Origin of the sequence: Desulfuromonas sp. KJ2020, assembly GCF_024197615.1 — a bacterium.
Taxonomy (GTDB): Bacteria; Desulfobacterota; Desulfuromonadia; order Desulfuromonadales; family SZUA-540; genus SZUA-540.
Map to the genome: position 1 here is coordinate 502,069 of NZ_JAKUKE010000001.1, position 14,429 is coordinate 516,497.

The 14,429-nt window shown below is 64.1% G+C and carries 15 protein-coding genes; 4 read left to right on the plus strand and 11 right to left on the minus strand.

The annotated features are described in order from the left end of the window. Positions 1–16: 16 nt before the first annotated feature. The 11 genes from rsmB to folK form a co-directional block, all read right to left on the minus strand. Positions 17–1,378 carry a 16S rRNA (cytosine(967)-C(5))-methyltransferase RsmB gene (rsmB, locus tag MJO47_RS02295; RefSeq protein ID WP_253959498.1) on the minus strand — a complete coding sequence of 454 codons (1,362 nt, stop codon included), beginning with the start codon at positions 1,376–1,378 and terminating at the stop codon, positions 17–19. 111 nt (positions 1,379–1,489) lie between these two features. Then, positions 1,490–2,278: a DUF116 domain-containing protein gene (locus tag MJO47_RS02300; RefSeq protein WP_253959499.1), complete on the minus strand. Its 789-nt coding sequence runs from the start codon at positions 2,276–2,278 to the stop codon at positions 1,490–1,492. A 1-nt stretch (position 2,279) separates the two neighbouring features. After that, entirely contained in the window at positions 2,280–3,194 is a 915-nt protein-coding gene (gene fmt, locus MJO47_RS02305) for a methionyl-tRNA formyltransferase (RefSeq protein WP_253960534.1), read from the minus strand. Positions 3,195–3,223: 29 nt separating this feature from the next. Then, positions 3,224–3,742: a peptide deformylase gene (gene def, locus MJO47_RS02310; protein ID WP_253959500.1), complete on the minus strand. Its 519-nt coding sequence runs from the start codon at positions 3,740–3,742 to the stop codon at positions 3,224–3,226. Positions 3,743–3,900: 158 nt separating this feature from the next. Beyond that, entirely contained in the window at positions 3,901–4,782 is an 882-nt protein-coding gene (sucD, locus tag MJO47_RS02315) for a succinate--CoA ligase subunit alpha (RefSeq protein ID WP_253959501.1), read from the minus strand. A 66-nt stretch (positions 4,783–4,848) separates the two neighbouring features. Continuing rightward, the gene (sucC, locus tag MJO47_RS02320) at positions 4,849–6,027 is read right to left on the minus strand and encodes an ADP-forming succinate--CoA ligase subunit beta (RefSeq protein ID WP_253959502.1); all 1,179 of its coding nucleotides are present in this window, start codon (positions 6,025–6,027) and stop codon (positions 4,849–4,851) included. Positions 6,028–6,123: 96 nt separating this feature from the next. Further along, a complete protein-coding gene (locus MJO47_RS02325) occupies positions 6,124–6,339 on the minus strand; it encodes a hypothetical protein (RefSeq protein WP_253959503.1) in 216 nt (71 codons plus the stop codon). A 92-nt stretch (positions 6,340–6,431) separates the two neighbouring features. Then, the gene (gene fsa / locus MJO47_RS02330) at positions 6,432–7,076 is read right to left on the minus strand and encodes a fructose-6-phosphate aldolase (RefSeq protein ID WP_253959504.1); all 645 of its coding nucleotides are present in this window, start codon (positions 7,074–7,076) and stop codon (positions 6,432–6,434) included. Between the two features lie 50 nt (positions 7,077–7,126). Beyond that, complete coding sequence (locus tag MJO47_RS02335) at positions 7,127–9,049, minus strand: cytochrome c3 family protein (protein WP_253959505.1); 1,923 nt, start codon at positions 9,047–9,049, stop codon at positions 7,127–7,129. A gap of 122 nt (positions 9,050–9,171) precedes the next feature. Next, positions 9,172–9,429 carry a PP0621 family protein gene (locus MJO47_RS02340; RefSeq protein WP_253959506.1) on the minus strand — a complete coding sequence of 86 codons (258 nt, stop codon included), beginning with the start codon at positions 9,427–9,429 and terminating at the stop codon, positions 9,172–9,174. Positions 9,430–9,433: 4 nt separating this feature from the next. Beyond that, entirely contained in the window at positions 9,434–9,931 is a 498-nt protein-coding gene (folK, locus tag MJO47_RS02345) for a 2-amino-4-hydroxy-6-hydroxymethyldihydropteridine diphosphokinase (protein ID WP_253959507.1), read from the minus strand. A 117-nt stretch (positions 9,932–10,048) separates the two neighbouring features. Between folK and MJO47_RS02350 the strand changes: the two genes are divergently transcribed. From MJO47_RS02350 to MJO47_RS02365, 4 genes are all read left to right on the plus strand, one after another. After that, on the plus strand, positions 10,049–10,486 hold the full coding sequence (locus MJO47_RS02350) for a VOC family protein (RefSeq protein ID WP_253959508.1): 438 nt from the start codon (positions 10,049–10,051) through the stop codon (positions 10,484–10,486). Between the two features lie 65 nt (positions 10,487–10,551). Further along, positions 10,552–11,493, plus strand: coding sequence for a MoxR family ATPase (locus MJO47_RS02355; RefSeq protein WP_253959509.1), 942 nt, complete (start codon positions 10,552–10,554; stop codon positions 11,491–11,493). A 32-nt stretch (positions 11,494–11,525) separates the two neighbouring features. After that, on the plus strand, positions 11,526–12,362 hold the full coding sequence (locus tag MJO47_RS02360; protein WP_253959510.1) for a DUF58 domain-containing protein: 837 nt from the start codon (positions 11,526–11,528) through the stop codon (positions 12,360–12,362). After that, positions 12,349–14,262 carry a transglutaminaseTgpA domain-containing protein gene (locus MJO47_RS02365; protein ID WP_253959511.1) on the plus strand — a complete coding sequence of 638 codons (1,914 nt, stop codon included), beginning with the start codon at positions 12,349–12,351 and terminating at the stop codon, positions 14,260–14,262. The genes MJO47_RS02360 and MJO47_RS02365 overlap by 14 nt, the downstream gene beginning before the upstream one ends. Positions 14,263–14,429 lie beyond the last annotated feature (167 nt).

Genomic DNA, 14,429 nt, shown 5'->3' on the forward strand with positions numbered 1-14,429 from the left:
GGGGTACTAGAATAAATCAGGGTAGCGCTTGACGTACAAATCGGGCCGCGAAAAAGGCATCCATGCCCCCGCCGCGGGCCGGGGTGGTGCGCAAGGCGCCCCGCTCGTCAAAGAGGGGCGCCCAGGCGGGCGGGGTCTCCTGGCGCAGGTCTTCAAGGACGTACTCGGGATGGTCGGCCAGAAAGCGGTCGACAACGCCCCAGGTTTCCCGGGCCGTCAGGGTACAGAGGGAATAGAGCAGCCGACCGCCGGGGCGCACCAGCATCGCGGCATTGCTCAGAATGCTCTTTTGCAGATCCGCCAGGGCCTGGATATCCGGCGGCGTACGCCGCCAGCGGATTTCCGGGTTGCGCCGCAAAACGCCGAGACCACTGCAGGGGGCATCGACCAGCACACGGTCGAAACTGCCCTTCTCCAGAAAGTCCGGAAAAAGGGACATATCCCAGGCTTTTGCCTCAATGCCCTCGCACCCAAGCCTCTGCGCCCCTTCGGTGATGAGCCGGACGCGCTGGGGGTGAAGATCCAGGGCCAGCAGGCGGACATCGTTTTTCGCCAGGGCCGCCAGGTGGGTCGTTTTGCCGCCGGGGGCGGCACAGGTGTCAAGCAGGCGCTGACCCGGGCGGACGTCGAGCAGATGAGAGACCAGCATGCTGGCCTCGTCCTGCACCTGGAACCACCCTTCCTCCTGGCCGGCCAGGGGAGCGGAGCCGCGGCGGGTTACGACAACCCCCTCGGGGGCGTACGGACAGGGACGCACCTCATGGCCGGCGGCGCGCATCTTTTCCAGAAACGAATCCCGGTCCACCCGCAGCGTATTGACCCGCAGCGTGAAGGGGGGCTGCTCCAGCATGCTCTCGGCCAGGACCATCGCCTCGGCGGCTCCCCAGTCTTTTATCCACAGTTCCGCCAGCCAGCGGGGCACGGAGAGTACGTGCTCCAGGTAGGCCCTTTCCTTTTGGGTGCGGTCGGGCCATTGAATGTTCTCGCGCTGGCGCGCCAGGTTGCGCAGAATGCCGTTGATGAATCCCGTGGCTCTCTCCAGCTTTTCGCCGCGGGCCAGCTCGACGGCCTGGTTGACGGCAGCCGAGGCCGGAATGCGGTCGAGCTCCAGAATCTGGTAGGCCCCCAGCCGCAGCAGCCAGAGCACCTTGTTTTCGATCTTCTTGAGTGGCGTTTTACAGAGTTGGGACAGGGCAAAATCGAGACGCCCGCGCTGGCGGAGGGTGCCATAGACCAGTTCGGTGGCCAGTCCCCGGTCGCGAGGATCGAGCCGGGGATTTTTCTCCAAAACGGCATCCAGGGTCAGATCGGCATAGGCGCCGTCTTCGACGCGCAGCAGGATATCGAGCGCTATTTTGCGGGGATCGGATGAGGGCACGTATTTTTCCAAAAACTGGTCAGAGAGCGAAACGGAGGGACGGGAGCGGCCCAGGAAGAAAGGCCGCCGAGCCTCGTTCGGGGGCCACTATAGTGAGGCGGGCCCGAAAAATCAAGGCGCGCCGGCGATGACATGCTCGTCCAGTGCCTTTTCCACCTCGTCCAGCCAGATGCGCGTATTGAAACAGGGTCCCTCGGGCCGGTGGTTGAGGATGCCGATGACCGGCAGGGGGTAGGCGTCGCGGATACCGGAGGTCAGGTCCCGTTCGCAGGCGACGGCCAGGATGAAGCGGGGCCGCTTCTCGACGATGAGCTTGCGCGCCAGTGTACCGCCGGTGGCGACGGCGATGTCGATTCCCCGCTGCTGCGCCAGCGCGGCCAGCCCGCTGATGTCGCAGCGCCCGCAGCGCACGCATTTGTTGACATCCCCGGTGATCTTTATGGCACAGTCGAAGAGCTGAATGCAGTGGGGCAGCAGAATGAGCGCCTTCTCGGGGGGCACCCGCAGCTTCTTGGAACGCACCAGCTGATTGTTGAGGGCGATAAAGGACTGTTGCAGGGAGTCGCGATCGATTCCCACCAGGCGCCCCACGGCGATGATGGCCGGGAAGAGATATTTGATGACGATCCCCCGCAGCCGCTGGGAGAAGAAGAGATCCCGGCCGCTCAGCAGGGTGAGGACCAGCAGCAGCAGACCGCCGACGATGAGGAGGCAGAGCAGGCTCAGCACCACGCCGAGGGCGACGGGCAGCAGCGGATGGAGGGTGCGCAGACCGACGCTGGGAACCCACCACAGCAAAAAGGCAGCCACCAGAACCAGGCCGCTGACCCCGGCCAATAGGCCGATAAAGAGGCGCTTGCCGGGGGCGAAACCTTTGCCCTGGCCACAGGCATCACGCACGTTACAGCTCCAGTCGGACACCGGGTTCAAGGGGCCGGCCGCGCAGAAACTCCGCGGCGGACAACCATTTTTTCCCCGGCAGCTGCAGGGAGCGGATAAAGAGAGACCGCTGCCCACAGGATACGAGAATGCCGCGTTCAGTCGCCGAGACGATGGTGCCCGGCAGTCCCTCCACCTCCTCGTGGGGGAGGGTATCGGCGATCTTCAGCATCTCTCCGCCCAGAAAGGTGTAGGCCCCCGGCCAGGGATGCAGTCCCCGCACGAGGTCGTGAATGGTCTCGGCGTTCTGCGCCCAGTCAATGCGGCCATCGCTTTTGGTCATCATGGAGGCGTAACAGGTCTGGCTGTCATCCTGGGGTTCGGGCTTGAGCTCGCCGGCGCAGAGCTGGCGCAGGGTCTCTTCCATGGCCTCGCGGCCGAGGACGGCCAGGCGGTCATGGAGCTGTCCGGCGGTCTCCAGCGGGCCGATAGCAGTCGCGCGCTTGACGAGCATATCGCCGGTATCGAGACCGACATCCATCAGCATGGTGGTGACGCCCGTCTCCTTCTCGCCATTGATGATGGCCATATTGATAGGCGCGGCGCCGCGATAGCGGGGCAAAAGGGAGGCATGCACGTTGATGCAGCCGTATTTGGGAATATCGAGGACGCTTTTGGGCAGAATCTGGCCATAGGCCACCACGACGATGAGGTCGGGGGCCAACTCCTGCAGGACAGCCACGGAGTCGGGGCTGCGGAGTTTCTCCGGCTGATAGACGGGGATCTGGTGCTGTATGGCCAGTTCTTTCACAGGCGGTGCCGCCAGCTTGCGGCCACGGCCCTTGGCCCGGTCAGGCTGGGTGAAGACGGCGCACAGGTTTACCCCCGCCTCGATGAGGCCCTGCAGCGTGGGCAGGGCGAAATCAGGGGTTCCCATGAAAACGGTGCGGATTTCCCGGGGTTCTATCACAGTTGCTCCTTCATCTGTTCCAGTATTTTCTGGTACTTCTTGCGGAAAAAACCCTTTTTGAGGGGAGAGAGATGGTCCACGAAGAGGACGCCGTCCAGGTGATCGATTTCGTGCTGAAAGGCGATGGCCAACAGGCCAGCGGCCGTCATCTCCACCGAACGCCCCTCCATGTCCTGGAAGCGCACCGTCACCTGGGCCCGGCGATGAATGGCCGAGTAATAGCCGGGCACCGACAGGCAGCCTTCCTCTTCGTAGGACTCGCCTTCGCTGGCGACGATCTGGGGATTGAAGGCGGTGATGAGCTGAGGAGGTTCGCCGCTGCCGGCACAGTCCAGCACGATCAGCCGCTTGGAAACACCGACCTGCGGAGCGGCCAGCCCGACGCCGGGCGCAGCGTACATCGTTTCCGCCATATCGCGGGCCAGGGTACGCAGCTCCTCGGTGACCGTCTCCACCGGCAGGGCCTTTTGCTTCAGCACGGGGTCGGGATAATGTCGTATGGGAAGTAAGGCCATGATAGAGGTCCTTTTAATCGCTGACGCCCGTCCTTGGGGGCGCCTTTTCCGAAAGAAAAATCATAAGGGCAGAAGACCGTTAAAGTCAACTTTTACTCCGTTAGCACGGGCAAACCTGCTGAAAAAAGGGACCGGCTTGTGGCCGGTCCCTGCTTTTCCTACTTCTTTTTGGCTCCCATGGCGGCGGCCATCGCCTCCCCCATGCGGGTCGGGCTCTCCGCCACCACGACGCCGACCTCCTTGAGGGCGGCAATCTTGTCCTTGGCCTTGCCCTTGCCGCCGGTGATGATAGCGCCGGCGTGGCCCATGCGTTTGCCGGGGGGCGCCGTGACGCCGGCGATAAAAGCCGCCACCGGCTTTTTCATGTGCTCGCTTATCCATGCGGCCGCGTCCTCTTCGGCGCCGCCGCCGATCTCCCCGATCATGAATACCCCTTCCGTATCCGGGTCGTCATTGAAGCGTTTGAGCACATCGATGAACTTCATGCCGATGATGGGATCGCCACCGATGCCGACGCAGGTCGACTGCCCCAGGCCGGCGTCGGTCAGCTGCTTGACCGCCTCGTAGGTCAGGGTGCCGCTGCGGGAAACGACACCGATCTTGCCCGGCTTGTGAATATAGCCCGGCATGATGCCGACCTTGCATTCGCCGGGGGTGATCACCCCCGGGCAGTTGGGCCCGACCAGCAGGGTGCGGCTGTCGTCCACGACACGCTTAGCCGTGACCATATCCTTGATGGGCACACCCTCGGTGATACAGATGGCCAGCTCGACATTGCTGGCACAGGCTTCCAGGATGGCATCGGCCGCTCCCGGCGGCGGCACGAAAATCAGGGAGACGTTGGCGCGGGTGACGCGAACCGCTTCCTCCATGGTATCGAATACGGGAATCCCTTCGACGTGGATGCCACCCTTCCCCGGCGTGACGCCGGCTACGATCTGGGTGCCGTATTCCCGGCATTGCTTGGTATGAAAGAGGCCGGCTTTGCCGGTGATCCCCTGCACGACGATTTTTGAATCCTTATTGACCAGAATGGACATGATGCACTCTCCGGATAGGGTAAGGGGTTATCCTGCGGACAGTCCGCCTGCCGTCAAAATAGCGGCTCAGGCGTTTTCCGGCCGGGCTTCCGCCAGCATCTGCACGATGGCGGCGGCGCCGTCTCCCAGAAAATCGACGCACTGGACATTCAACCCCGATTCAACCAGCAGCTTCTTGCCCTCCTCCACCTGGGAGCCGTCCATGCGCACCACGATGGGCAGGGTGCAGTGTACCTCCGAGGCGGCTTCGATGATGCCCTGGGCGATGACGTCGCAGCGCATGATGCCGCCAAAGATGTTGACGAACACCGCCTGCACATCCCGGTCCTGCAGGATGATCTTGAAGGCCTCGGCCACCTTTTCGCGGGTGGCGCCGCCGCCCACATCGAGAAAATTGGCGGGCTCGCCGCCGTTCTCCTTGAGCACGTCGAGGGTCGCCATGGCCAGGCCGGCCCCGTTGACCATGCAGCCGATATTGCCGGTGAGCTTGATGTAGGCGAGGTCGAACTTGCCGGCGCTGATTTCCAGAGGGTCAAGCTGGGAGTAATCCATGAGGTCGTGGTATTCCCAGTGGCGGAAGATGGCATTGTCGTCAAAATTGATCTTGGCGTCCATGGCCAGCAGCCAGCCCGCCCGCGTCACCACCAGGGGGTTGATCTCCACCAGGGAGCAGTCCTTCTCCAGCACGCAGCGATAGAGATTGAGGATCAGATTAACGCAGTCCTCGCTCAGGCTCCCCGTCAGGCCCAGCGCCAGGGCGATCTTGCGCGCCTGGTAGGGGCGCAGGCCGGTGTAGGGGTCGATGGTCAGCTTGAAGATCTTATCGGGAGCCTTGGCCGCCGTCTCCTCGATATCGACGCCCCCCTCGGCCGAAGCGATGAGACAGTAGCGGGAGGTACTGCGATCGAGGGTGATGGAGAGATAGAATTCCCGGGCGATACCCACGGCCTCTTCCACGAGGATGCGTCGCACCTTGAGTCCCTCGGGACCGGTCTGCGGCGTCACCAGCCGCTTGCCGAACAGCTCCTTGGCGATCTCGTGGGCCTGCTCCGGATGGTGCACCAGCTGCACCCCCCCGGCCTTGCCGCGCCCGCCCGCATAGATCTGGGCCTTGACCACGCAGGTTCCACCCATCATCTTGGCAGCCCGTTCCACCTGATCTGCCGTCAGGGCCACGCGCCCCCGGGGCACGGGAATGTCGAAACTGCCGAGAATTTCCTTGGCCTGGTACTCGTGAATGTTCATACAATCCTCTCAGCGCTGAAAAAGCCTTCGAAAACAGCCGCCAGGCCCACCCTCCCGCCGGTTTTCAACGGGAAGCGGACTGACAGCAGCGATAATTCAGGGGACAGCCGCGGCGTCGGCCTTCCCTGCCAGGGTTTCCTTAACCAGGGGCCGCACCTCGACCACCTTGTCCATGGCGATCTGGTGAAAGGTCAGGCGTCCACGCAGAAAGAGCAGCTCCTCGCCCGCCTCCCAGAGTACACCCCGATAGGTCAGCTCGGAGGTTCTGACTTCGACCTCTTTGCCCAGCAGCGTATCCAACCGGGTTCGCATGACTTTAATCCTTGAAAAAAAGAAGCCCGCCTATCCCGGAACATTCTACCAGAGATCGGCGGGCAGGCCATCCATGAGGAAAAATCACCGGATTATTTCTGCATTTTCTGCCAGTCCGCCAAAAACTTTTCGATGCCGACATCGGTGAGCGGGTGCTTGACGAGCTGCCGGATGACGGCAAAGGGGATGGTGCAGATATCGGCGCCGATCAGGGCGGCATTGAGCACATGCAGCGGGCTGCGCACCGAAGCGACGATGATCTCGGTATCAAAGCCGTAATTGTCGTAGATGGTCTTGATCTGGTCGACCCCTTCCATGCCGTCGTGACCGACGTCGTCGAGCCGGCCGACAAAGGGGGAGACGAAGGTGGCGCCCGCCTTGGCGGCCAGCAGGGCCTGCAGGGGGGAGAAAGCGAGGGTGACGTTGGTCTTGATTCCTTCCGCCGTAAAAATCCGCGTGGCCTTGAGCCCCTCTTCCGTCAGGGGGACCTTGATGACAATGTTGGGATGAATTTTGGCCAGCTCGCGCCCTTCGCGGAGCATGCCGTCGGCGTCAAGAGCGATGACCTCGGCCGAGATGGGGCCATCGACGATGGAGACGATCTCGGTGATGACCTCCCGGAAGTCGCGGCCGCTCTTGGCAATGAGAGACGGGTTGGTGGTGACGCCGTCCACCAGACCCAGATCATGGGCCTGGCGAATCTCTTCCACGTCAGCGGTGTCGATGAAAAACTTCATGGGTTCGGTGCTCCTTTGCTTCGCACGGGGTTGTGGGGTTGTCTATGTCGTCAGTTCGGATCGAGCAAACGGATGGTCGGCTTTGCCGGGGGCAGCAGCGCCTGGGCCGCGGCCAGGTTATGATAGGCCACCGCTTCGACTTTGGCCAGTTTTTTCAGGAGTTCCGCCTCACCGGCCGCCGCCTCGCGGCGGACCTGCAGGGTCGCCAGCAAAGCCTCCAGCCCCTGCCGGGCGCGCTGATATTTCTGCTCGTCAAAGGGGAGGGAGAGATCCATCCCCTCCACATTCCAGGCCTCGGGAAAGACCACGAAGGGGGCAAAATCTTCTACCCGACGCCCTTCGCGCACCTTGATGTCGCCGTATTTCAGGTTCTCGAAACGCAGGCCCTTCTCATCGGCGACGATCTGGTAGCTGCCGGTGAAGGGTTCACTGACGTTGCGGCTGTCGCCGTAGCGGAAGGTGGAAAAAGCCCGCTGGGCGTGGCTGGCGTGGCACCCTTCGCAGTCACGCCCATAGCCGAGAGCGTGGCTGATCTTGTCCATCTGAATCCACAGAATGGTCTTGCCGTCCCCCGGCAGCTCGCCGCGGGTTCCCGTAATGATGAAGGCATCGTTGGTCTCGGTAGCCGTTCGCGCCACCGTGAATCCTTCCACCTCGCCGATGGCGGGCTGGGCCTCGATCTGGCGGGAGGGGATGGCGCGGAAGACGACGCCGGTGGGCTCCAGGCCGTGCTTCTGGTTGAGCACCGCCATGGGATAGGGCTTGTAGGGGAGCCAGCGCCCTTCGGGGTTGCGGATGAGAGTGGGCCAGTCGCGGATGCCGAAATAGCCGGCGTGCTTGGCGTAGGGAGTCTCCACGCCGGCCCAGGCCCCCGGCCCCCAGAAGGTGAACTGGTAGCCGCCGACCTCGTCGATGTGGCAGGAGGCACAATCGACCTGGGCGTGCTCCGAGCTTTCCACGGCGGCGACGATATCGGCGTGGCAAAGGCGGCAGGAAGCCCGCGCCTGGGGGCTGGCGGTGCTGCCGGGGTCATGACGGCGCAGGGAATGGCAGTCGAGACAATTGAGGCCCGCTTCCCGGTGGGCACCGGCATAGAGGCTGCCGGGGTAGGCATAGTCTTCGCGCATGAAACCGGCCCCGCGCCGTCTCTCCATGGGACCGGCGTGGCAGATTACCCCGCGCTGGCCGCCGTAGCACGACAGGGGCTCGGGCTGGCCGAACAGGTGGCGCCCCTCCCCCTTGTAGGGCTTGAAATGGCAGTCGTTGCAACCCGGATGACACTGGTTGCAGTTGCGATCCGCCGCGGCGGCCTGAGCGGCCGAAAAAGGCACCGCGGTTTCGGCGGCCAGCCGCTCGAAGTTGTCACCGAACCAGGCGCCGCAGTTATGGGGACCGGGCAGCGGTTCGGCGAAGCTGCGGTTGGCGCGCTGGAAATGCAGCCGCCCCATGCCGGAGGCGTTGAACTCCTCGGTGGATTTGCGATGACACTGGCCGCAGGTGGCCATGGCGAGATCCGGTCGATAGGAAAAGCGCGCGGGATCCCGGTCGTGCCAGTGGAGGCCATTGATTTTATCCACCCCCGCCAGCTCGGCCATAGAAGAATCCGGCTTGGGCACCAGGGCCGAGGGCCCCTCTTCCCCGGGGAGCAGGGGCGAGAGACCCAGCCGCGGCCTCTCCATGGCCTCCCCGGCCAGATCCTGGCCGCTGACCATGAGCAAGGGACGCAGCATCCCCTGATGGGCCGCGGCCGCCTCCCGGGCCGTCGCGTCGCCCAGGTGGCAGTCCACGCAGGTGGGTTCCCCCTTCATGTTGACTTCGCGGTCGACCTGGGCCGGATCGAGATAGAGGGCTTCGGCGCCCAGGGCGCGCATCTTCTGGGCATCACCGTGGCACTGCACGCAGCCGGAGGCCGGGTCGTAGGCCTGGGCGGCCAGGGGAAAAAGCAGCAGAGCGATCAGCAAGAAGGGTTTCACGGGCGGCTCCTTTCGGCAAAAGCACGGGGGAACGGCCAGGACATACCAGGAAAACGCCGCACCAACATCCCTTTATAGATAGCAGAGATGAGCCGCTGTGCAAATGCAGGCCGGGCGACCCGTCAGGATTCGTCGCCGCGATAAGCGTCGCGGCAGGCCGTGGAGCAGAAATAGTGGGTCTTGCCCTTGATGACCTTGGTGACGGCGTCGCCGCGGGGCACGTAGGTGCCGCACTGGGGATCCTTGACCATGGTGTCGCCCTGCGCCGTCTTCTCGGGCGGGGGCGAGGCCGGTCTGTTGCCGGTCAGGGTACGCAGCAGGGCACTCACGAGGGTGTAGCCCAGAAAGAGCAGGATAAACAGCAGAATCAGACGGACCATGACATCACCATGTGCGGGCGAGCAGGGCTTCGCCCCCCTCGTCGGGAAGAGATTGGAGAAGCTCCGACACCGTGCGGTTTTTTTGGGGATGCACGAGCAGCGGAGCCAGATCGGCCAGAGGCAGCAGCACAAAACGGCGCTGGTGCAGGCGCGGATGGGGGATTTCCAGACCGGGAGCGCGGCAGAGCTGGGTCCCGTAAAACAGCAAATCGATATCGAGGGTGCGCGCCCCCCAGCGTTCCTGGCGCACGCGCCCCCCGGCCGTTTCGATCTGCTGGGTCAGCCGCAGCAGCTCGGCGGGCGACAGGCGGGTGTCGATCTCCAGCACCGCATTGAGATAAGGAGGCTGGCCGCCAGGCCCGCCAACGGGTCGGGTTTCGTACAGACCGGAAGAAGCGAGCAGGCGGATCCCGTCCGCCTCGGCCAGACGCTGCCGAGCCTCGTGCAACGTCGCCAGACGGTCACCGAGGTTGGAACCGAGGGCCAGATATGCTTTAATCATAAAGGAACACCTTCTGGATAACGCACCGATTAAATCACAGACCTTCCACCGCCGTCAACGAACGGTTCCGCGCCGTCTGCGGCCTTGTCGGCAGCGCCCGTGAAAGGATAGGAAGCCATGGCTCACTCCTTCAATCTCAGCCTCGCCGTCCAGGATCTCGACAACGCAGAGACGTTCTACGGGCAGATACTGGGTCTACCGGTGGAGCGCTTCGTGCCCGGCGAGGGCACCGCGCCGGTGCTGCTGTTGCCCCAGGGGGACACCTGCCTCCTCATCCGGGAAATCGCCGCCGCCGAAGCCATGCATCCCGGCCTGTTGCAGAACCTGCACCGCCACCCCCTCGGCGTGGGGGTGAGCCTCGAATTCACCGTCGATTCGCTGGTGCCCATCCGCCGCCAGCTGGAGCGCACCAACTGGCCCATCCTCTACGAGCTGGAGGACCGCCAGTTCGAGCGGGAAGAGCTCTGGGTGCACGACCCCGACGGCTACCTGATCGTCCTGCATCGGGAGCCGGCAGACGTCAAGGAAGCGAGCGAGCGCAAGCGGCCGGTCTGAACCTGTTATACTTGGGCGAGGCCCCGTACGGTCCCATCAACCCCATCAGCAGACTGGATATAACCATGTCCCTGACCCGTCATGCGGAAATCACCCGCATTATCGACACCCTCTCCGGTCACTACCTGCAGGGGAAGATCCGGGCCATCAAGCTGGCCATGATCACCCTGCTCTCCGGCGGCCACCTGCTGCTGGAGGACATCCCCGGCCTCGGCAAAACGACGCTGGCCCTGGCCCTGGCCAAAGCCCTGGGGCTCTCCTTCGGGCGCGTGCAGTGCACCAGCGACCTGATGCCTTCGGACATCACCGGGCTGTCGATCTACGACCGCAGCAGCGGGACCTTTAAGTTCGTGCCGGGGCCCGTCTTCAACAATGTGGTGCTGGTGGACGAGATCAACCGCAGCATGCCCAAGACCCAGAGCGCCCTGCTCGAAGCCATGGAAGAGCGCCGGGTCACCGTCGAAGGGGTGACCCACGGCCTGCCCGACCCCTTTCTGGTCATCGCCACCCAGAACCCGCTGGAGCAAGTCGGCACCTATCCTTTGCCCGAGTCCCAACTTGACCGCTTCATGGTCACCACCGGCGTCGGCTATCCGCCCGCCGAGGTGGAAAAGGCCATTATCAAAGGCGGCAGCCTGCGTGACGAGATCCGCCACATTGAACCGCTCATCACCCTCGAAGATATCCGCCTGGCCCGGCAGGCCGTCAAGAACGACATCCTGCTCTCCGATAAAATCGTCGACTACATCTTCGCCATCATGGCCGCCACCCGCAATCACCCCCTCATCCTGTCGGGCATCTCCAGCCGTGGCGGCATCAGCCTGGCCGAAGCGGCTAAAGCCGCTGCTTTTCTGGAGAACCGCCACTACGTCATCCCCGAGGATGTCAAGCTGGTGGCCGGGGCCGTGGGCGCCCATCGCCTCATCCTGTGCCCCGAAAACGAGACCCTGAACAAGGAGGAGGTACTGCAATCGGTGCTCAAAAGTCTGCCGGTTCCCCTGGTCTGAAGCTGACCCGGGCGGGAGCCCTCTACATCGTCATGACCCTGCTGCTGGGCTTCGGCGCCGTCAACACCGGCAACAACCTCATCTACCTGCTGGTCTCCGCCTTGCTCGGCTTCATGGTCATCTCCGGCCTTCTCGGCAAGCGCAACCTCGACGGGCTGCAGGTACGCCTGCGCTTTGCCGACGAGATCTACGATGGCCACCCGACGCTGGTCGGGGTCGAACTGACCAACGGGCGCCGCTTGCTGCCGGCGCAGCTCATCGATGTGCAGCTCGCCGCCGAGCCCGGTTCGGTGCTCTTTCCGCTGGTGCCGGCCGGCGAGCAGGAAGCCGGTCGCCTGCTGCTCACCCTGACCGGCCGCGGGCCGCACTCTTTTTCGGCCATCCAGCTCAACTCCCGCTACCCCATCAACTTTTTCGTGCGCTCCCGACACATCCCCATCGCGGAACGCTGTGTCGTCTTTCCCGCCCCCCAGCCCTGCCCGCTGCCTGCCGCCTCGTCCGGCCGCCAGCTCGCCGGTGAACGGACTGCCTCCCAGCGCGGCCACGAAGGGGATATCGAACGCATTCATGAATACCAGCCCGGCGACCCCCTGCGGCGGATTCACTGGCGGCTGTCAGCCCGACACGATCAGCTCAAGGTCAAGGATCTCGCCACCGCCGCCAGCGAACCCCTGTGGGTCGATCCCCGCGAGTGCCCGGGAGCCAGCCTCGAAGAAAAGCTGCGCTGCGCGGTCTACCTCATCAACCAGGGGGGCCGAGCGGAGCGGCCCGTGGGCCTGCGCCTGCCCGGACAGCGCCTGGCGCCGGCGACGGGACGGCCGCACCGTCTGAAACTCCTTCATCATCTGGCCGGTTATGGTAAAAATTAAACGCCTGCTCGATTACTTCACCTACGCCATCGTCCTGCTGGGGACGCTGCCCCTCTACCCGCACCTCGACCTGCCGGTGCGGCTGCTGCTGCCCGCCGCGCTGGTCGCTGGCGTGATCGCGGACCAGCGGGAGCGCACCCTGCTGAAAACGCCGGCGGCGACCCTGCTCACCCTGGCCTTTTTCGCCTATTACGGTCTCACCCTGTCGTTGGCCAACTTCATTCTGCCGCTGGTCAACGTCCTCGCCCTTTTGCTGGCCGTGCGCCTGGTCACCCCCAGAACCGGCCGCAACACCCTGCAGGCCTTCGTGCTCTCCCTCTTCGCTCTGGCCAGCTCGACACTCATCGTCCTGAGCCCCTACTTTCTGCTCTTCATGGTGCTGCAGGTGCTGCTCATCACCGTCGGGCTGGTGCTGCTGGCCTTTTTCGTGGCCGATCCGCACCTGAGCCTGTCCCGCGGCCAGCTCCGGCGCCTGCTCTCTTTTGCTCTCATCCTGCCGGTGACTTCCCTGCTGCTGATGGCGCTCATCTTCCCCATCCTCCCGCGCACCCAGCGCCCCGTCTGGGGCTTTCTCAACCCCGCCATCGCCGCCACCGCCGGCTTCAGCGAGCAGGTGCAGCCCGGCTCCGTCGCCCAGCTCAACGCCACCAAACAGGTGGTCTTTCGGGCCGAAAGCGAGCGCCTGCCCCAGGCCGAACTCTACTGGCGCGGCATCGTGCTCGACACCCTGCGGGGCAACACCTGGCTGCGCGGCGACGAGTCAGGCGGCCGTTCCAGCCGCCTCGAGGGCGGCCAGCCGATACGCCAGACCATTTCCCTCGAACCCCAGTCGGGCGGCTACCTCTTCGCCCTCGACCGGCCCGAATCCCTGCAGGGCATCCGCCACCGCAGTTCGCCCGACCTGGTTCATCATGCCTCCCAGGCCGAGCGGCAGCGGGTCCGCTACGACGCGGCCTCGCGCCTGGGGGGGACCCTACGGGAAAACGGCATCCCTCAACACACGCTGCTGACGGTGCCGGCGGCGCTGCCGGCCCGGGTTCAGGCCGTGGGGGAACGGATTCGCCAGCAGGGCCGCACCGTCGAGGAAAAAATCGCTCTGACGGAAGAGTTCTTCCGGCAGCAGCAGCTCTCCTACGCCACCAGCGACCTCCCCGATCCGCAGAACCCCATCGAAGACTTCCTCTTCGGCAAGCGGCGGGGGTACTGTGAATTTTTCGCCTCCTCCTTCGCCGTCATCCTGCGACAGGCCGAGGTGCCCACCCGCCTGGTCGGCGGCTACCTGGGGGGCGACTACAACGCCCTCGGCGGCTACTACCTCGTCACCGAAGACATGGCCCACGTCTGGGTCGAAGCCCGCCTCGAAGACGGCCGCTGGCTGCGCCTCGACCCCAGCCGCCTCGCCATCAACGCCGCCACCGCCGTGCGCGGCAGCAATCCCGCCCACCTCGGCCTGCTGCGCCAGCTCGCCGATTCAGCCAGCCATTTTTGGGCCCACAGCATCCTCAACTATGACCTGCTGCGCCAGATCGAGATTCTGCGCAGCACCGGCGAGCGCCTGCAAAAACCGACCTGGCGCCCGCAAAAAATTCCCAGCGGCCTGCTCCCCCTTGCCCTCGCAGTCGCCGCCACCATCCTGGGCCTCACGGTCTGGCACCGACGCAAAAGCCGGGAGCAACGGCTGGTGGCCCGCTTTCAGCGCCTGGCCGCCAAACAGCTCGGCCTGGGGTCCATTCCCCCGCACATCGGCCTCCACGAACTCGCCCGCCGTCTGAAAGATCCTCTCGCCCACGAATTCGCCGAGCGCTACGGCCAGGCCATCTACCAGGACCGGCAACTCAGCCGGGCGGAGATTCAGGAATTGAACGATTTGTTGAGGCGGATGCGGAGGCAACAGGGGTGATTGGGAAAATTGGGGGAGGGACCCTCAGGAAATTCCTGATTTCGGATTGATTTTATTTGGGGTAGGATGGTTGACCAATTTAGGCATGGCTTCAAAAGGGGGCAGTTATGGAGCGTAACGAATCAATGATGAAACGCTTGAGAGGGTTAGACAAAACAGCCTCGGAG